The following is an 18,667-nucleotide window of genomic DNA, read 5'->3' as shown; positions in this document are numbered from 1 at the left end:
GGGCCGCAGTCACACGGGCGGCATCTCCGTCATGCGCGAATCGAGGCCGAGACGGAGGTTCACCCACGCACCGCGGGTGAAGTCCGGGATCTCCACAGGCTTGCCCTTGTGCTCCAGGGACATGACGCTCAGCGGCACCGGCGCGCACCAGGCCGCCGAGTCGTACACGTCGATGTCGGGCACGAGGCCGGCGCGCATCAGATGCACGGTGCGCCACTGCAGGACGTAGTCCATGCCACCGTGGCCGCCGTTGTTCGCGGCGTCGTCGCCGATCTTCTTCCAGAGCCAGTGGTCGAACTCCTTGAGGTACGACTCGAAGTCCCGCCAGGCGTCGTCGCCGTGGTCGGGCTCGAAGTAGATCCGGGCGCCGGTGGAGGAGTTTCCGGCGTAGTCCTCGAAGATGCCGCGGCTGCCCGCGATGCTGTTGATCCGGCTGTACGGCCGGGGTTCGCTCACGTTGTGCTCGGCGCGGATCGTCCGGCCGTTCGCGGTCTCGATCATGCAGGTGACGAGGTCGCCGTTGATATAGGTCTCGTTCCACGACGGGTGGCCCTTGGGGACGAAGCGCTCGCGGTAGTCGGCGAGGCCCTTCGGGGCGGTCGCGGTGGCGCGCAGCGTGGTCATCCGGTCGCCGCGGTTGATGTCCATCGCCGCGGCGACCGGGGCGAGACCGTGCATCGGGTAGAAGGAGGCGGTGCTGCGGGTGTGCCACAGGCGACGCCAGGAGTCCGTGTAGTACGTGTCCGAGAACAGCAGCGCGCGCAGGTCGTGCAGGTAGCCGCCGTGGCCGTTCGTGACGTCACCGAAGACGCCGTCGTGCGCCATCTTGAGCATGGCCAGCTCGTTGCGGCCGTACGAGCAGTTCTCGGCGAGCATCAGGTGCCGTCGGGTCCGCTCGCAGGTGTCGACCAGGTCCCACAGCTCGTCGAGCTGGGTGGCGATGGGAAGTTCGACGATGACATGCTTGCCGGCCAGCAGCGCGGCCTTGCCCTGCTTGTAGTGGAACTCCCAGGGCGTGGCGATGTAGACGAGGTCGATGTCGTCCCGCTTGAGCATCTCGGCGTACGAGTCGGCGGAGCCGCCGAACTCGGCGGGGCGCGGCTTGCCCGCCTTGGCCAGGTCGTCCGCGACGCGCTTGGCGCGGTCCGCGCGGATGTCGCACACGGCGGTGACCTGACAGCCGGGCACGATGGACCAGCCCTGGGTCATGCCTCTGCCGCGGTTGCCGAGGCCGATGGTGGCGACCCGGACGGTCCGGTGCTCCTCGTACGGCACATTGATCATGGACGTCTGGCCTGCGAGGCGGCGGCGCTCGGAGGTCGTGACCGTTTCGGCAGCGCCGGGCGCGGCAAGCGCGGGGGCGGACGCGACGGTTCCGAGGCCGACGGCGAGCGCGCCCGAGGCCACCGCCCCTGCGAGAACCGAACGCCGCGAGACTGCGGGGACTTCAGACATGACGGGACTCCAGATTCGGCATGGTCGGCATGACTGGCGGAACGACTGTGATGGGCATGACATCTGCGTGTCAATAGATGTTTGCAAAATGCTTCTTGCGCTCAGAAATGAACACCGCGGCCTGAATCCCGCTGCATCTGCGTGCACGGCGGGGCGGGCCGCGGTGAAGGATGGGACCTCAGCTGCCGGCGAGCACTCCGAGCAGCCGGGCCACCTCTGCCTGGACGGCCGCGCGGGCCGGGCCGAGGTACTTGCGCGGGTCGCCGACCTCGGGGGACGCGCCGAGACGCTCGCGCACCGTCCTGGTGAAGATCTTGTTCAGATCGGTCGAGATGTTGACCATCGTAATGCCCGAGGCAACGGCCTTCGCAAGGTCGTTGTCTGCGACACCGGGGGAGCCGTGGAGGACCAGCGGCACGTTGACGGCAGCCCGCAGCCGCGCGATGAGCTCGAAGCAGAGGACGGCGTCCCGGCTCGGCATCCCAAGCACAGTGGTAGCGAAAGCTGCTTTCCGCGACGTACCTGAGTAAACGCCCTCTTAAGCGTCAAGCTGACAGCAGGACAGGCACGAGCCTTCCGGTGATCGCTGAGCTTGGAGAACTCCGTGATCACCGCGGCTCGCGCCTGCTCTTCATCCGGGGGCAGCTTCTGACCGCCGGTGCGCGCCTGCTGTCGGACGCTCTTAGAAGACGAGCCTCCAGCTGTCGATGTAGCCCGTGTCGAAGCGCTCCTGGTCCTGGACCCGGAGCCGCCAGGTGCCGTTGGCGACCTGGCTGGAGGCGTCCACCGTGTAGGTGGCACGGAGGTTGGCGCCCGAGTCGCGCCAGTCCCACTTCCTCAGCGGGTACAGCGTGCCGTCGGGAGCGACCAGGTCGATGACCAGGTCACCGCGGTAGGTGTGCTTGATGTCCACGTCCACCCTGAGGTCGCTCGGCGCCTGGCCCGAGAGCCCGGTGACGTCGATGTCCGAGAAGACGTGGGGGCCTGGGACGCCCTTGCCCCCGTCCGGGATCGACACGTCGGTGGTGTTCTCGAAGACGCCCTTGGCGACGTACCAGGTGAAGGTCGCCGTGCTGAGGCCGTGCTTGGAGCCTCTGACGGTGACGGTGACGTCGCTGGTGCCCACCGTAGTGGCGGTGCCGGTGATGAGGCCGGTGGTGCGGTTGATGGTCAGGCCGGCGGGGAGGCCGGTGGCGAAGTAGGTGAGGGCACCGGGGTTGAAGCCGGTGGCCTGGACCTGGAAGCTGGCGGCGGTGTCGACCCCGCTGGTCTGGGGGCCGGGGTTGGTCAGCATGATGCCGTCGACGACGCGCGGGCCGACGTTGATGGCGGCCCAGGCGTTGGCGGCGTTGATGTAGGTGTTGCTGCCCAGCCCGTACAGGTCGGCGGCGGCCTGGAGGGTGGCGGTGCGGGCACCGGCGTAGTCGGTGGACGAGGTCATATAGGTGGTGAGGGCCCTGTACCAGATCTTGGCGGCGGCGTCCCGGCCGATCGCGGTGACCGGCAGGCCGTCGGAGGTCGCGGAGTCGTAGTCCACGCCGTTGACGGTCTTGGCGCCGCTGCCCTCGGAGGCCAGGTAGAACCAGTGGTTGGCCGGGCCGGAGGAGTAGTGGACGTCGAGGGAGTCGATACCGGGGTACCAGGCGTCGGCGGACCTTCCGTCCTTGGAGGGCTTGTCCATGTAGCGCAGCGGGGTGCCGTTGCCGCGGATGTCGATCTTCTCGCCGACGAGGTAGTCGCCGGGGTCGGAAGCGTTGTCGGCCCAGAACTCCACGGCGGTGGCCATGATGTCGGAGGTGGCCTCGTTGAGGCCGCCGGACTCGCCGCGGTAGATCAGGCCCGCGGTGTTGGAGGTGACGCCGTGGGTCATCTCGTGGGCGCCGACGTCGATGGAGGTGAGCGGCCTGGTGTTGCCGGAGCCGTCGCCGTAGGTCATGCAGAAGCAGGAGTCGGACCAGAACGCGTTGGCGTAGGCGTTGCCGTAGTGGACGCGTGAGTAGGCGCCGACGCCGTCGTTCTTGATGCCGTTGCGGCCGTGGACGTCCTTGTAGTAGTCCCAGGTGAGCTGGGCGCCGTAGGCGGCGTCCACGGCGGCGGTCTGCGGGTCGTCGGTGGTGCCGTCGCCCCAGGTGTCGTCCGGGTCGGTGAACAGCGTGCCGGTGCCGGAGCTGCCGTGGTTGAGGTCGTAGGTCTTGTGGCCGCCGCGGGTGCCGTCGGTCATCGAGTAGCTGCCGTCGGCCGGTGTGGTGCCGATGGTGACCTGGCCGGAGTACTTGCTGTTGCCGACGCCGGTCTCGATGCCCTGGTACTCGAACAGCTTCTTGCCGGACTTGGCGTCGGTGATGACGTGCAGCTCGGAGGGGGTGCCGTCGGCCTGGGTGCCGCCGACCACCGTCTCCCAGGCCAGGGTCGGGGTGCCGGACGCGGCCCAGACGACCTTGCGGGCGGTGCCGGCCGTCGCCTTCGCGACGCCCTTGGCCTTGGCGCGGCCCAGCGCGAAGGTCTTCGCGGAGCCGGCGCTCTTGGCGGCGGTGGTGGAGGCGACGGTGATGGTCGCGTTGGTGGCCTTGGTGACGCCCTTGGTGGAGCCGTTCGCGGCGGTGTGGACGACCAGGTCGCCGCCCAGGACCGGCAGTCCGGCGAAGGTCCGCTCGTAGCGGGTGTGCAGGCTGCCGTCCGCGTCCTTCAGGACGGACTTGACGATCAGCGCCTCCTGCGATCTCAGGTGCAGCGACCTGGCGGTCACCGCCCGGGACGCGTTCGCCGCGGCCAGCAACTTGCCACGCTGCGACGGCGACAACTGCACCGGCAGTGCGCCGGCGCGAGCCTGGGCCTTGGCCGGGGCCTGGCTCATGGTGTCGGCGGTGGCGACGCTGGACGGCAGCGCGGCCGCGATCATCGCGGCGCCGGCTATCAACGCGCTCGCGGCGACGGCCTTTCGGGGGGATCGATTCACACGGAACTCCTTGTGCGGCGGCCGGGTGTGTACCGGCGGGAGGCAGCCGGGCAGGCGGGGGTGTTGCCGCCCGGTAGAGCTGGAGGTGCGAGTGGGTCGGACGGTGTCCGACGTGATCGCCGCATCGTGTGGTGCGCGTACGTTTGCAAGGGTGCTCTGCAGCGACTGGACAGAAGCGTGCCAGCGTTGACAGAGACCCGTCATGTACGCGTCGCCAACTTGACCGGAATCCGTCGTTGATCGATCTGTGGTCCAGCGGACCACGCGGCGGGTACACGTCCGCGTCGATGTAGTCGGTGACACCTTCGTGGAAGCTGGTGAGCTGTCAATCCCCTGGTTGCGTAGAGACGTTGGTGTTGCGGCTCGGCCTTCTTGATCGGTCCGGGCTCGCACTTCCTGGATGATCTGTTCGAACTCGAGGGGCGGCTTCCCGCCGGCCGCGCTGTGACGGCGTTTCGTGTTGTAGCAACAACCTTCGCGACGACTTCGGGGTCGAGCCGGTGTGGCGGGAACTGGACCTGTCGGTTTCGGCATACAACGCACGCCGCAGACGACCCAAGTCCGCCAGGCACCGGCGCGACGAACAGCTCATAGAGCACATCCGCCGCCTCCACGCCGAATCCGGCGAGACGTATGGGGCCTGGCGCATCCACCGCCAGCTGCGGCGCGAAGGCGTCCGGGTTGCGCGGTGCACCGTCGAGCCGGCGGCGGTCAGGCACGGCCGAACCAAGTTGGTTGATCCGCGTGCCCGGTGACGTTTCATCGGGTGAGAGACGGTCACGTCCGGCCTTGACAAGGATGCGTGCACGCCTGGAGGTATTTGTCAGGGTCCTGCCACGCCGGATTCGGACAGCGCCGACGTCTTTCTCCGGGAAGCGATCTCCGTAGACCCTGGCCCGGCACAGCCGACCGCCTCTCCCGCGACGCGTCTGTCGTCTTTGTGGGGCAGTCGGCTTCAGTCCGCAAAAGGAGTGAAGGGGAGCACGTGGACAACCCAAGAGCAACCCGGTACAGACGACTTCTGGCAACGGGGGTGGTGCTGGCCGCTGTCGCCGCGCTGCCCGGCCTGGCAGGTGCCGCCGGGGCTTCGGAGCAGAACACGGGCCTGGTGCAGCCCGCGGCCCCCGCCGGGGGGGCCGTCACGACCCGGGTCACCCTGGTCACCGGCGACACCGTCGAAGTCGTCAAGGACGCCACCGGCAGACAGTCGGTGCACTTCGCCGACGCCCGCAGCGCGAGCAAGCACTTCGAGACGATGTCCGGGCCGGACGGGGCCCTGTATGTGATCCCCGCGGATGCGATGGGCGCGATCGCCTCCGACGCGGTCGACCGCGAGCTGTTCAATGTCACCCGGCTCATCAGGGACGGTTACGCCGACTCCCGCAGTGGCAGTCTGCCGGTGATCGTCGGTTATGCGGACAAGCCGTCGGACGCCACGCTCAAGGCGCGCGTCGACGACTTGCCCGACGCCCATCGGGGTGCGCTGCTGGAGACCGTCGACATGGCGGGCGTGAAGGTCGACAAGAAGCATGCCGGAGAGTTCTGGCGGTCCGTCAAGCCTGTGTCCGAGCGGCCCCGGCACGGCAGGATGGTCACCGCCCCGAGCGTGTCGAAGGTCTCCCGCCTCTGGTACGACGGGAAGGTCCGGGCGTCCCTCGACCAGAGCGTGCCGCAGATCGGCGCTCCCGAGGCCTGGGCGAAGGGCGTGGACGGCAAGGGCGTCAAGGTCGCCGTCCTCGACACCGGCGTGGACCTCAACAACGCCGACATCAAGGGGCGGCTGACAGCCACTCGGAGCTTTGTGGACGGCGCCGCCACGGTCCAGGACGGACACGGCCACGGCACCCATGTCGCCTCCACCATCGTGGGCAGCGGCGCCAACTCGGGCGGCAAGTACAAGGGCGTGGCGCCCGGCGCCGACCTCTTGGTGGGCAAGGTGCTCGCAGACGAGGGCAGCGGTCAGTTTTCGTGGATCATGAACGGCATGGAGTGGGCCGCGGCCCAGGGCGCCGATGTGGTGAGTATGAGCCTCGGCGGCACCACGAACACTCCCCAAGACCCGATGACGCAGGCGGTGGACCGGCTGTCGGCGACCACCGGCACCCTGTTCGTCATCTCCGCCGGCAACACCGGCCCCCGAGCGAGCACCATCGAGAGTCCCGGCACGGCCGATTCCGCCCTCACCGTGGGCGGGGTCGACAAGTCCGATGTCCTCGCCGGATTCTCCAGCCGTGGCCCGCGCGTCGGCGACAGCGCGATCAAGCCCGAGATCACCGCGCCCGGCGTCGGCATCGTCGCGGCCCGCGCCGCGGGCACCTCCATGGGCACGCCCGTCGACGCGAACTACACAGCGGCCTCCGGTACGTCGATGGCGGCTCCGCATGTCGCGGGCGCTGCCGCCCTGCTGGCCCAGCGCCACCCGGACTGGACCGGCCGGCGCATCAAGGCGGCACTCGTCACGCACGCCAAGCCCAGCAGCGACTACTCCGTCTACCAGCAGGGCAACGGCCGGGTGGATGTGCCCGCCGCGCTCGATCCGGCGCTGGAACTGTCGGGTACGGCCGACTTCGGGCTGGTCGAGTGGCAGCCGGGGACGTACGAGAAGGAAACCCGTACCGTCACCGTCACCAACTCCACGGACACCGTCACCACCGTGACCCCCGCAATCGGCGGGAACATCCCGCAGGGCGCTGTCACCGTCCCGGGGCCGGTCGAGGTGGCTGCCGGCGCCAGCACCGAGATCACCGTCACCCTCGACCCGAACCTCGCCCCAACCGGCCTGACCAACGGCACCCTCACCCTGACCAGCTCGACGGGCGCCACCGCCCACACGGCCATCGGCCTGGACAAGGAGCCCGAGAAGCACAAGCTCACCATCCATTTCAAGGACCGCAAGGGCCAGACGCCGAGCGGTTTCCGCTACAGCCTCAAGGGGATGAGCACCGGCAGTTTCAAGTTCGGGCTCGGCTTCGACACTGGGAAGGCCGAACTGCGCCTGCCCGCGGAGCGTTACAGCATGATGGGTGCGGTGGAAACCCAGAGCAGCGGGGACAAGTTCACGAACTACGCCAGCGATCTCTTCGCTCTTCCGACGATCGACCTCACCTCCCATGACGCCGAGCTGACCGTCGACGGCACCACAGCGACCGACTTCAAGCTGGACGTGCGCGACGAGAAGCGGCCCCTGGAGACCGCGGACTACGCGTATGCCCTCGCCCGCCCGATGGAGGGGGACAAGAGCTCGCTGCAGGGCTTCGGCCTGGTGAACGTGGCCATCAGTGAGGAGCACGCGGGCGCCATCCCGGTCGAGGCACCGAAGAAGGGTGACGGCGAGCTGTGGGCCTCCTTCTACCAGTCACGCCGCGAGCCGCTGATCCGGGCATCGGTGACCAGGCCGGAGTCGCGTGCACTGACGCCCATCCCCTCCGAGTATTTCAACCGGTTCGACGGCCGCGGCCGCTATGACCTCGTGGACGTCGGCGCCGGAACCGCGGAGGATCTGGCGGGACTCGACCTCAAGGGCAAGGCGGCCCTTCTGCACCTGGACAATTTCTTCGGCAACAACCCGCCGGTCCAGCGCGTGGAGGCGGCCGGCGCCGCCGCGATCGTCCTCGCCCCCAGCGTCGACGAAACCCTCAGCGTGTACGTCGACGGGGTGAACGTGCCGTACTTCGGCGTCAACTACGACGAAGGCCGCAGGCTCACTGCCGATGTCGCGGCCGGCCGGACCACGATCGACGTCCGGAGCATCAAGGAGTCGCACTACCAGTACACGGGCCACTACGACTGGAACACCGGTATCCCGGCGAACCTGTCGACCCCCAGCAAGAAGGACGACTACGCCAAGGTCCGTAACTCGTTCCACAGCAACGGCACCGAAAAGATAGGCTTTTACGCTGTGAGTTCCCAGGGTCCGGCCCCCTGGTACCCGGGACGGTTCTCGCGTAGTCTCCAGCTGGGCACCGAACGTGACGACTACATGCTGGCCCGTCCGGACGTCACCTACCGGGCCCGGGTCACTTCCTCCGGCAGCGGCGGGTCAATGGTCATGCTCGAGTCGGCGCGCAGCTACCGGCCCGGGACCTCGGTCGCCGCGCACTGGTGGGCGCCCGTGCAGCATCCGTCCGTCGAACCCGACTACGCCTGCTCGTTCTGCCGTTCCGACATAGGCACCCTCTTCTCGCCGGCTCTCGGCGGTGACAGCGACCCGACGCACTCGACTTACTACGGTGTGAGTCGGACCTGGGCGTACTACCGCAAGGGTGAGCAGATCAGCGACACCTCCAGGATCTTCGTGCCGGAGAAGGCCGACTACACCTTTGTCTCCACCGACACCCATGCCGACAGCACGGTGAAGCTCGGCGGCAAGGTCGTCACCGAGTACGGCTTCACGTCCGAGGCGCCGAAGTCGATGGAGGCACCCGACTGCAAGGCGGTCATCCCCCAGGCGACCGCCTGCGAGACACTGCCCGTCATCCAGCTCGACTACCGGATGAAGGCCTCCCTGCTCAACGAGGTGGCCGCGGGCAAACCCTTCACGGTCACCGTGGACGCCTCCCGTGCCCAGGGCTTCGCCGGCGACAGCCGGATGGCCGGGGCGAAGTTCTCTGTCAGCTACGACGACGGCGCCACCTGGAAGAACGTCGACGTCGACCGCACCGACGACACCTCGTTCAAGGCCCGGTTCACCAATGCTGAACTGTCCGACTCCAACGGCTACGTCAGCATCAAGGCCGAGGTCTGGGACAAGGCGGGCAACCGCACGGTCCAGACCGTCACCCGGGCGTACGCGCTGAAGTAACACGCCTTGCCCACAGCGGAGGCGCCGCACGGGAACTCCCGTGCGGCGCCCTTCGTGAACTTGAAGAGGAACGCGAGATCCTGCGGAAGGCGGCGAAGGTTTTCGCCGGGGGAGACGCGCTGGTGAACCGCTTCCAGTTCGTCGCCGACCACCAGCGCCATTACGGCGTGAAGCGGTTGTGCACCATCCTCGGCATCGCCCGCTCCAGCTTCTACTACTGGCGCCGAACGGCCGCCGACCGAGCCACCCGGCAGGCGGCCGACGCCCGGCTTGCCGCCCGGATACGGGCCGTGCACCGCGACTCGGACGGCACCTACGACGTCCCCAGGATCACCGCCGAGCTCCGCGATGACGGCGAGCAGGTCAACCACAAGCGGATCGCGCGCGTGATGCGGAGCCCCGCCGCGAAGACCGCCGGTGGGCGACGGGGCGTCGAGGACGACGCCGACGAGCTCTCCGCCGTAGCTCTCGCACTCAACAACAGGCCCCGGAAAACCCTCGACTGGAAGACACCCGCCGAAACCCTGAACGAGCACCTGCTATCAGTCCAAGCAGTCGCTGTTGCGACGGCCGGTTGAGTCTGGGCTGTACACCCTGCACTTTATGGAGGAGGTGTCCGCCCGGCTCGGGTGGGCGTGTCTAGGATCCGCGAGTCGATGCGCAATGTCGGCTGAGGATGCGAGGTGAATGCGCAAATGCGAGGACCGGTGCACGTTCGTTACGGCCTGTAGCTGTCGTTGTCGAGCTCTTGCGATCTTTCGGAGAGCGGCATGCCGGGGGCTCTCTACCGTCCAAGACGTGACGGTGCGGAGCACGGGCAGCGCCCGTCGTACGCGCAAGATCAGGAGGAACTCACTGGGCCTTGGCGCGCGGCCAGAGCATGCCGTTCTCGGTGCGGATGACTACCCAGCGCCCGGGCCTTGGGGTACCGATGACCTGGACGTGTTCAATTCCCGACCTGTCCGACGCATCACACCGCTCAGCAATGTCCCGCCAGTGGAAGGACTGGAGGAGTACGCCGATTGAAAACCAGTCAGCCCATTCCTCCTCCGGTGGGATGTCCCTGAGTTCGCTTTGCACAGGCCGGTTCAAGAGCGAGGTTTCGTACCGCAGCCACACCCATGGTCTCTTCACCTCGACCGCACCGCTGATGCCGCCTGCGACGTCCTCCTTCACCAGCCCGGTCGTCATCACCATCGGGATGGCGTACAGCCCGGAGCTTCGCAGCATGCTGCGTACCCTCAGAAACCTCCAGGCGTTCTTGATCCGAAGCAGCGCTAGCACCGGGGAGAAGAGGATCGCCACGCTGCAGACTCCTCGGCCTACGTCCTCATACCATGTGGGACCAGTCAAGGCGTCCTCGACCTCCGCCACCGCTGCGAGGACGAGGACCGACAGCCACAGCAAGAGCCACCAGGCAGCCTTCCTGAGGCGCCGGTAGCCGCTGTCGGCTGTGTACTCGTCGATGGCCGGGCTCTTCGCGAGAGGCGTACCCGGCCAGAGGCCTTGGGACGTGGCCTGGCGGAAGGCGCCCACCTGCGCCTCCTGCCACTCCACGGTGCCCGTGTTGTCGGGCAGGACGAACGACACGGCGCCCCCCGAGGTGTCGGCGCGCAGGTCCGCCACCTTGCGGCCCTTTGTGCGGACATGGGCACCGTGCCAGGAGACGTCTCCACGTGTGTACAACTCGGCCGTGACGGGTGTGCCCTTGCCCGCCGCGGAGATCTCGTCGCGGTGGGTCACCACAGCGGGGTAGGGCAGGCCGACGTGGTCCACGCGCAAGCTGACATACAGGACACCGCTGAAGTCGGTATACGTGGCCAGCCGTGTCCGGTGTCCGTCAGGGGCGGTAAAGAGGGGGCGCACGTCGAGGGGAACGGCGTCGTCTGCAGCGACGCGGACAGTACGGTCCGCCCTCCCTGGCTCGGCCGCCCGCGGCGGGCGTCGCGCAAGGGGGATAGCGCCAACCCCAGCTTCTGTCTTCATGTGCGGAATCTGTCCGGAGGCCCGGAGCCGACCATAGGCGTACCGGTAAACGTCATACGCCGTCACATAACCGTCCCGGCCAAGGGCACCGGATCTCAGCCCAACGACGAGATGGCGGGTAAAGGGGCTGGCCACGCCCGGCTCCTCGGCGTCGGCGGAGGTGTCCGCATGGCTGGAGCTAGTCATCACGAACCGGCCGTGCCCGGCCAGTTGGGCTGCGGGGTCCGAACCCTTCACAGCAGCGGCTCCACTGAAGCAGCAGTCCAGAACGACAACGATCGACCGTGCCGCGCAGTCGTCGATCAGCTCGTCGATGAACCTGAGTCCCACGGAACGCGCCCGAAGCCGTCCGAGCGTGGTGTCGCGCGCGCACAGGCGCAATCTATTGCGGAGGTCGAGGCGGCCGTGCCCGCTGTAGTAGAGGAACAGCTGCTCTTGCGGCAGCGCACTCTCGAAAAAATCCGTCAGTTCCTCCTCGATACGCTGCGCGGTCTCCTCCAGGACTGTTCGCACGGTGTCGACCCGGTGCAGGCCGGTGTCGGGGTCTGTCAACGCGGCGGCCAGCATCGGCACATCCGTCGGTGGCCCTAGCAGGGGCCGCAGATTGTCCGGGTCGCCAGGGAACTCGGAATTGCCGATCAGGAGCGCCCGGTACGCCCTCCCTGACTCAGTCACCCGGTGCACCGTTCGGGTCGGCTAGCTCGTCGACGGTCGTGGCATCGCCCGCTGCCGCGCGCAGGCCGTGCTCCAGCGCACTGCGCAGGGTCTCGTTGTCACTGGTGTTGGTGGTTACGATGAACTCGCCGCGGCGGCCGTCCACGGTCCAGGTGAGATGCACACTGCGCCCTCGATCGCGCTTGAGCCATGCGTTGAGCCCTGCCACGACGCCCGCGACGATCCCAGGGCCGGTGAGGTGGAGAACCACATCGGAGAGTGCTCCCTTGGCTCCCGGGACCGGCTCGGAGCGGCGCTCCAAAGGACCCGCAGCCTCTTCAAGTGCCATATGCAGGAGAAGTACTTGGCTCCGCCAACGCTCGTCATCTTCGTCGAAGCGGTCGCTCCGAGCCTGTAAGTGAACCTCCGGCATGGTTCCGCCCTCCCCGTCTTCCGGTCTCATGCCGTTTGTACACGAGGCGGGCGCCACCAGGCAGCCCCCTACCGCCCGGCGCCGGCCCAAGGCACCAGACCGGAGCGGACACCCGACCATCAGAGCCCAGTTCAGCAACGTCCGCGGTCGTGCGGCGCAGTCATGCCGGCCCGAGCACTCGGGAGGTGGCCAGGGCGCATGCTGCGTCGGCGAAGTGCTGCTCGCTCTGCTCCTCGGTCAGACCGAGCACGGCGCGCTGCCCTAGCCTGGCGAGCAGTGCCCGGAGCCGGTCCAGGGGACTTGCTGGTCGGGGTCGTGGACGGCGCGCCGTACGGGTGCGGAGGGGCCGTGGTGGAGCGGGTCGGCCAGCGGTGCCGCGAGGACGGGGACGTCGTGGAGGAAGCGGGGCGGCGCCAGCAGTCCGGTTCCCGCGCGCAGGGCGCTGATCCGGTTGTCGACACCGGCGGGTCCGGTGCCGTCCAGGGTGAACAGGATGCGGGGGAAGAGTGGGTAGCGCCGCCGCCACTCCTCCAGCGCCGGTTCCTGGAGGGTTGGCCGGCGCTCTGGGACCGCGGGCACGTGGCGGAACAGGCGTTCGTACGCGGTCGGCTTGGCGGTGAGGCGTTCGGGGCCCATGGTGGCGCTGTCGACTTCCACGAACGCCCGCAGCATCGACCCGTTGTCGCTGTCGGCGGGGCCGCGCCGGTAGTACAGGAGGGCGTCGGGGGTGACGGCCTCGCCGCTTCCGGTCGGGTGGTGGGCCTCGGGGATCCAGTCCAGCGGCCGGCGCAGCTCGCCGTGGCGGCGGGCGTCCTTGAGGAAGGCGAGCGCGGTCTCGGTCACGGTCGGCGTGTGGCCGGCTTTCAGCCGGCACGGGCCGACCGAGTCTACGACGGAGCCCTTCCCCTGACCCGACCCTGACCGTTCTTCGCCCTGCGCCCCGATCACCCCTGAGCGGTCCCCGACCCGACCCGGAAAAGCCCCTGACGGGGGCACCACACGAGCGACAGTGCACCTAACGTGACGACGGTGCCCCGGCCGGGTCCGCACGCCTGACACAACCACTCTCTTCACGAGGAGGATCCATGCCGTTAAGGGGAAGATCCGCACTGCGGCGCATCGCCTCGCGGGGCACGGCCATGGCCGTGGGAGCCGCCATGGCCGTCATCACCGGCCTTGCCGCCGCTCCCGCGGTCCACGCGTCGCCGTCTGCCACCGGGGCCCTGCGGTGGGCACCGTGTGACGACCCGGCAAAGCCGGGAGCCGAGTGCGCCACTCTTGCGGTGCCGGTCGACTGGGCCCACCCGGACGGGCCGAGACTCGACCTGGCTGTGGCCCGTCGCAAGGCCACCGACCCCGGCGCACGCGTCGGCTCGATGGTGTTCGGCCCCGGCGGGCCGGGCGACTCGGGTGTGGAGATGGTGGTGCGCCGTATCAGCCGGTTCAGCCCCGAGGTCCGCCGCAGGTTCGACATCGTCAGCTTCGACCCGCGCGGTGTGGGCGGCAGCAACCCGGTGGCCTGCTCTGGCGACCTGCTTGCCGAGCGGCCGTCACCGGAGCTGAAGAACCAGGCGGACTTCGACGCCACCGCGGCGTACAACAGGCGGCTCCGTGCCGACTGCCGGGCCCGTACCGGCCCGGTGTTCGACCACCTTGACACCGCCCAGACGGTCCGGGACTTGGACGCCCTCCGGGCCGCCCTCGGCGAGCGGAAACTGACCTTCCACGGCAGCTCGTACGGCACGCTGCTCGGGGCGCAGTACGCCGAGACCTACCCGCGCCGGGTGCGCGCGATGGTGCTGGAGAGCGTCATGGACCACAGCGTCCCGACCACCGGTGACTTCCTGCGGTCCGAGGCGGCCACGGCAGAGGATTCATTCCAGGAGTTCGTGAAGTGGTGCGACGGTGCCGCGGACTGCGCGCTGCACGCCCGCGACGTCCGCGCCGTCTGGCAGGGCCTGTTGGCCCGGGCCGGGCGCGGTGAACTGGAGAACCCGGCGAAGCCGGGCACCTCGCTGTCGTCTTCGGACCTGGTCAACAAGACCGCGTTCAAGAAGTTCTACGAGGTCGACTACGCGGGCCTGGCCACGGCGATCGCGGGGATGGAGGCGAGCAAGCCGCTGCCTGCGTCGCCCACTTCGATATCGCCGCTGCATCCGGCCACCCCGGTCTTCTGCTCGGACTGGCACCTGCCAGTGCGCGACTACCAGGAGTACGCCTGGCTCGTCGCCATGATGAACATGACCGCGCCTGACCTGCCTTACCTGCTGCCGATCCACGTGGCAGCGGCGTGTCTGGGCTCGCCGACCGCCAACCCGCAGCACCACCTGGACGCACACGGTGCCCCGCCGATCCTGGTGTCCAACGCGCTGCACGACCCCGCCACCGGCTACCCATGGGCGGTCTCGGTGGCCCGGCAGCTCGGCCGCAGCGGCGTGCTCCTCACCTACGAGGGCCAGGGTCACGGCAGCGTCACCAGCGGCCCGTGCATGGAGGACGCCGTGGACAGCTACCTCACCGACCTGGCAGTCCCACCACGGGGCACCAGCTGCCCCGCCGTGCCGTCCTGACGCGGGCGAAAGTCCTCCTGGAACGCCGGCGCCGATGCGACGCGCCCCAACGTGGCGGCCACGTCAGCAAGCTTGGTGCGGGACTTCTACGACGCCCTGGCCGCCGAATACCATCTGATCTTCGCCAGCTGGGACGCGAGCATGGCGTACCAGGCGACGGTGCCAGACGATCAAGTCCGAAGGCGGACTGAAGTGCGCTGTGCGCCATCTGTGCACGAGCAGGGCACGTCAGGGCTTCTGCGCCTCTGTCCGGCTGGCACCGAGGCTGGCGACTACGGCAGCCAGTCGGTCCATAGTGTGGGCGACGCGGAGGCCATCCATGTAGTCCCGGACGTGCACGATCAGGCCGTTGCGGACCCGGAGCACCAAGAGACCGGGGAAGCTGAACGCCTGGCCGGTCGTAGTCACGGTCCCAACGACGACCTGCTCGACGGTGATCACTTCCGGGTCGATGCTCTCGTGGACGAAGACGTCGTGGATCTTCTGCGGCTGCGCTGGGCTCGCACCCCAGGCCGCTCGATAGCCCGCACGGATTTCTTCGCGTCCCTGGTAGCGCTCGGGCATGCCCGGAAAGCCGAGAAACGGGAACTCGTGCACGGCGTCGGCAGTGTACAGATCAGCCAGATCGTCTGCAGACTTGTCGAGCATCGCCCGGTGGTAGCGGGTCAGGACGTCGCGGGGACTGAGGTTGGCCGAGGTGATGTCCGGCATGACGGTGGGACTCCGTTCAGTCAGCGTGTGGACGAACTCGTCCGAGTGATGGACCGGAGTTCGGACGTGAGGACGAGACGAGGGCCTCCAAGTTCCGGTTGTGACGCATGACTTGGAGACCCCCATCGCCGCACTCTACGTGAAGATCGACCACGTCGGTGCGGCGGCGGATCTCCTTGTTCAGCCGTTCCTGCGGGTTGTTCGACCAGATCTGCCGCCAGATCTCGCGGGGAAAGGCGGTGAAAGCCAGCCGGTCGTGCTGGGCGGCGTCCAAGTGGGCTGCAGCTTTGGGGAACTTGGCCTCCAATGCGTCCAGAACGTGCCGCATCCGGGCTTTCACGGCGTCGGTGTCGGGTTGTTCGAAGATGGTCCGCAGCAGGGTGGCCACCCTGACCGACAAGACCTGACCGGTGCGGTGCACAAGGCGACGACGCCGAATGCGCCCTTGTGTTGGGCGCCCCTGGGCGAGGACGGGCCCGGGCGGCACGCAGGCGCCGACGGCTACAGAGGGGCGCAGCCCCGCCCGGCCGGCCACCACCCGGATCAGCCGACTGGGCGCGACGGGCAGCCAGACCTCCGCTCGCAGTTCATCCGCTTCCTCCCCCTGCCGTTTCCCGAAGGCAGCCTGTGCCGCAAGAGCACCAGCACGCCGTTCCTCAGGCGCTGTCACCCTGCCAGCCAGCGTGACAGCGCCCACGGCCTCCCCAGCCAGCTCTGCCCGACCCCGGGGAAACCGGCCGTGCTGCGTACGGTCCCAAGCTCGTTACGCCCTGGCCACCCTCACCAGGGATGCGCGCCTACGACTTCGCTGCGTTCACCCACGGGGCCAGGGCCTTGCGGAACGCCGGGAGGGACGCGGACAGCCACTCCGTCTTCGACTGGGGCTCACCGTCGAAGAACGTCACCTGGGGCAGGCACTCGTACTGGTCGTCCCCCATCACCTTCGTGGTGCCGAGCCTGCGGCCGGTCTTCGCCTCGTACACCGTGACGTCGTACCGGCCCTGCCTGAAGTAGCGGACGTAGTCGTGGTTGTAGCGGCAGGTCGTCACCAGCTTGCCCTTGCCCGCGTTGGAGACGCAGGCCACGAGTTGTGCCTTCGCCGGATCGGGGTGGTACGTATCGGGGGCCGGGGCGGTCGCCGTCTCGCCCGGCGACGGGAGCGGGGCCTGGGTGGCCCTCAAGGGCGTCGGGCTCGTGGTGGCGATCAGCACGGGGTGCGGCCCCTTGCCCTGGTACGCCGGCTGGCCCGTCAGTAGCGTGGCGGGGCCGCCCTTGTAGCAGTACGCCTGCAGGTCGTAAGCGTCGGTCGCGGCGGGGTGTGCCGCGACCGTGGGGGTAGCGGAGGCAGGAGTGGCCACGGCGGACGGGGACGGAGCTGCCTTCGTGTCGTCATCACCACCGCTGCACGCCGACGACAGAAGAGCGATACCCACGACCAAGACCGAAACCGTGCCACGAGCCCTTGTCATTGTCGCTGCCCCTTGAGTCCTCTTGTGCAGACACGCCCACCGCGCCACCGACCCGCCATTTTCCCGGCTCAACGCCCTCTGATCAACGGCCGTTTGCGCCGGAGCCCTCCCGGCGTGCGGCAGCCAAGAAGCCACCGCACCCCCAGCTCGGTCAGCACCGGGTCGTTCTCCAGCGAGCACACCGCGACCATCGGGGTCCGGTGGCCCATCAGGCGCCACGCCTGGGCGGTCTGCGCGAGCAGGCCCAGGGTCGGGACGGTCACGAGGATCCAGCCGCTCGGGAAACACTCCAGCGCGCACGCGGCAGCGGTGATCGTCTTCCCCGATCCGGTCGCGGACACGATCGTGCCCCGGGCGCCCTGAGGGGCACAGATGACCTTGCAAGGAATCCCACCCACTTACGGAAACTCGACTTCTGGTCGACCTGGTGTTCCTTGAGTTGAATTGCTGACATTTCCTTACCTCCCCGATGCCTAATTCCAGTGGTCTTTCAGACGGCCGCGTGCGGGCAATAGGCCGCTCCGGAGCCGTTCCGGATCGACGCATTCGCGCGGCGCGAGCTGCAGGGCTATACCTACGTCCCAGGACGGCGCAGCTGCGGGGCACGGTGAGACCCGCCGCTGCTCCGTGGTGTGCGGGCGTGTGAACGCAACACCACCTGCAAAAGGAATGGGCACGCCAGCCGGTGAGTGGATAGGCCCCATCCGGCCATGCGTCGTCTAGCGGCCGCGGACACCGCACTCGGGTTCGCCCCGATGCGGAAACCCCGGTAGCGGCGTCCGCGCGATCGGCGCGGATCGGGCACTGCGGCCGGGAAGCGCCGCAGGCCGGGGATCTCGGCGGCTTCGCCGCTGGTGGCGTGGAGCAGTCGGCTCAGTGAGGCGGGGACGGGAGGGGATGCAGGGGCAGGCACAGTCTCGCTCGGTGATCTTAGGTCTCGACAACCACATGATTCTGGGGCGCCGTGCCTGTACTGCTGTCCGGGACCTCCTCAACTGTCCGGCGGCCTCGCTGAGCTGACGGACTGCCCGGCAAGCTCACTACAAACCGGACACCTCGTCAACATGCAATACCCCTGGGTACATCATCCACAGGAACGACGGCTTTATCCACGTCAAGCCGGGTCCGCAGACCTTGCCCAGGCAGGCAGCCGAGGGGCTGCTCGCCTGCCTCAACCCGCAAATCCCAGGCGCCTCGTCCCTCGGGCAGGATGGCCGGCATGGAGATCACTCCGGGACTCGGCGTCGACACGGTCAAGATCGGCGACCCGCGTTCGCAGGTCGAAGAGCGCATTGGTCCGCCACATCACGGCCCGGGCGGACAGCGGGCCGTCTACACCACCACACCCATGCTGGTGATCACCTACGCGGCGGACGAGACGGTCGAACTCGTTGAGATCAGCTATAGCGGTGAAGGCGGTGCTACCGAAGCGCACTACGACGGCGTTCAATTGACCTATCGCTTCCTCGATGACGTCGTCGCGGATCTTCATGCCCGGGGATACACGAGCACGCCTTCAGACATCGGCCATGACTTTCATGCCGGATTCGCCGTATGGTCCATGCACTCACTGTGGGCTGGTGACCTTGACCCCGAAGCCGGGGTCTGTAAAGTTAACGGTGGTTCTGGAGT

The 18,667-nt window shown here is 68.3% G+C and carries 12 protein-coding genes and 3 pseudogenes; 5 read left to right on the top strand and 10 right to left on the bottom strand.

Features of this window, described 5'->3' with window-relative positions; genetic code table 11:
• Positions 1–9 precede the first annotated feature (9 nt).
• The 3 genes from BIV24_RS12050 to BIV24_RS12040 all read right to left on the bottom strand — a co-directional run bounded on the left by BIV24_RS12050 (position 10) and on the right by BIV24_RS12040 (position 4,354).
• The gene (locus BIV24_RS12050) at positions 10–1,455 is read right to left on the bottom strand and encodes a Gfo/Idh/MocA family protein (protein ID WP_071366251.1); all 1,446 of its coding nucleotides are present in this window, start codon (positions 1,453–1,455) and stop codon (positions 10–12) included.
• Positions 1,456–1,633: 178 nt separating this feature from the next.
• On the bottom strand, positions 1,634–1,936 hold the full coding sequence (locus BIV24_RS12045) for a class II fructose-bisphosphate aldolase (protein ID WP_071366250.1): 303 nt from the start codon (positions 1,934–1,936) through the stop codon (positions 1,634–1,636).
• Between the two features lie 201 nt (positions 1,937–2,137).
• Positions 2,138–4,354: a M4 family metallopeptidase gene (locus BIV24_RS12040; RefSeq protein ID WP_177198699.1), complete on the bottom strand. Its 2,217-nt coding sequence runs from the start codon at positions 4,352–4,354 to the stop codon at positions 2,138–2,140.
• Between the two features lie 557 nt (positions 4,355–4,911).
• Here BIV24_RS12040 and BIV24_RS36430 point away from each other — a divergent pair.
• The 3 genes and pseudogenes from BIV24_RS36430 to BIV24_RS35275 form a co-directional block, all read left to right on the top strand.
• A complete protein-coding gene (locus BIV24_RS36430) occupies positions 4,912–5,166 on the top strand; it encodes an IS3 family transposase (RefSeq protein ID WP_079168204.1) in 255 nt (84 codons plus the stop codon).
• Positions 5,167–5,396: 230 nt separating this feature from the next.
• A complete protein-coding gene (locus BIV24_RS12035) occupies positions 5,397–9,212 on the top strand; it encodes a S8 family peptidase (protein ID WP_143064600.1) in 3,816 nt (1,271 codons plus the stop codon).
• A gap of 122 nt (positions 9,213–9,334) precedes the next feature.
• Positions 9,335–9,595 (top strand): annotated as a pseudogene (locus tag BIV24_RS35275) (IS3 family transposase); the annotation flags it as partial.
• 469 nt (positions 9,596–10,064) lie between these two features.
• On the opposite strand, the gene BIV24_RS12025 reads toward BIV24_RS35275, so the two are convergent.
• The 3 genes from BIV24_RS12025 to BIV24_RS12015 all read right to left on the bottom strand — a co-directional run bounded on the left by BIV24_RS12025 (position 10,065) and on the right by BIV24_RS12015 (position 13,233).
• Complete coding sequence (locus BIV24_RS12025) at positions 10,065–11,873, bottom strand: caspase family protein (RefSeq protein ID WP_177198692.1); 1,809 nt, start codon at positions 11,871–11,873, stop codon at positions 10,065–10,067.
• A complete protein-coding gene (locus BIV24_RS12020; protein ID WP_071366246.1) occupies positions 11,866–12,285 on the bottom strand; it encodes an effector-associated constant component EACC1 in 420 nt (139 codons plus the stop codon). The genes BIV24_RS12025 and BIV24_RS12020 overlap by 8 nt, the downstream gene beginning before the upstream one ends.
• A gap of 261 nt (positions 12,286–12,546) precedes the next feature.
• A complete protein-coding gene (locus tag BIV24_RS12015) occupies positions 12,547–13,233 on the bottom strand; it encodes a replication-relaxation family protein (protein WP_281247732.1) in 687 nt (228 codons plus the stop codon).
• Positions 13,234–13,370: 137 nt separating this feature from the next.
• On the opposite strand from BIV24_RS12015, the gene BIV24_RS12010 reads away from it, so the two are divergent.
• Positions 13,371–14,855, top strand: a complete 1,485-nt coding sequence (locus tag BIV24_RS12010; RefSeq protein WP_071366245.1) for an alpha/beta hydrolase — start codon at positions 13,371–13,373, stop codon at positions 14,853–14,855.
• A gap of 228 nt (positions 14,856–15,083) precedes the next feature.
• Here the strand turns inward: BIV24_RS12010 and BIV24_RS12005 are convergent, their stop codons facing one another.
• The 4 genes and pseudogenes from BIV24_RS12005 to BIV24_RS11990 all read right to left on the bottom strand — a co-directional run.
• Positions 15,084–15,566, bottom strand: coding sequence for a nuclear transport factor 2 family protein (locus BIV24_RS12005; protein WP_071366244.1), 483 nt, complete (start codon positions 15,564–15,566; stop codon positions 15,084–15,086).
• A 142-nt stretch (positions 15,567–15,708) separates the two neighbouring features.
• Positions 15,709–15,954: pseudogene (locus BIV24_RS33195) on the bottom strand (transposase); the annotation flags it as partial.
• A 409-nt stretch (positions 15,955–16,363) separates the two neighbouring features.
• Complete coding sequence (locus tag BIV24_RS11995) at positions 16,364–16,924, bottom strand: hypothetical protein (RefSeq protein WP_218149304.1); 561 nt, start codon at positions 16,922–16,924, stop codon at positions 16,364–16,366.
• 245 nt (positions 16,925–17,169) lie between these two features.
• A pseudogene (locus BIV24_RS11990) lies at positions 17,170–17,489 on the bottom strand (DEAD/DEAH box helicase family protein); the annotation flags it as partial.
• 765 nt (positions 17,490–18,254) lie between these two features.
• Here BIV24_RS11990 and BIV24_RS11985 point away from each other — a divergent pair.
• Positions 18,255–18,667 (top strand): hypothetical protein (locus BIV24_RS11985; RefSeq protein ID WP_071366240.1); only part of this gene is annotated, 413 nt, incomplete at its 3' end.

The sequence above is a fragment of the Streptomyces colonosanans genome (assembly GCF_001866645.1).
Classification (GTDB): domain Bacteria; phylum Actinomycetota; class Actinomycetes; order Streptomycetales; family Streptomycetaceae; genus Streptomyces; species Streptomyces colonosanans.
The sequence above is the reverse complement of the archived record's forward strand: the minus strand, read 5'-3'. Positions and strand labels throughout refer to the sequence as shown.

Bases quoted from the DNA above. Each gene is read 5' to 3' on its own strand.
- BIV24_RS12050 (WP_071366251.1), bottom strand. From the start codon at position 1,455: ATGTCTGAAGTCCCCGCAGTCTCGCGGCGTTCGGTTCTCGCAGGGGCG.
- BIV24_RS12005 (WP_071366244.1), bottom strand. From the start codon at position 15,566: ATGCCGGACATCACCTCGGCCAACCTCAGTCCCCGCGACGTCCTGACC.
- BIV24_RS12045 (WP_071366250.1), bottom strand. From the start codon at position 1,936: ATGCCGAGCCGGGACGCCGTCCTCTGCTTCGAGCTCATCGCGCGGCTG.
- BIV24_RS12040 (WP_177198699.1), bottom strand. From the start codon at position 4,354: ATGATCGCGGCCGCGCTGCCGTCCAGCGTCGCCACCGCCGACACCATG.
- BIV24_RS12010 (WP_071366245.1), top strand. From the start codon at position 13,371: ATGCCGTTAAGGGGAAGATCCGCACTGCGGCGCATCGCCTCGCGGGGC.
- BIV24_RS12020 (WP_071366246.1), bottom strand. From the start codon at position 12,285: ATGCCGGAGGTTCACTTACAGGCTCGGAGCGACCGCTTCGACGAAGAT.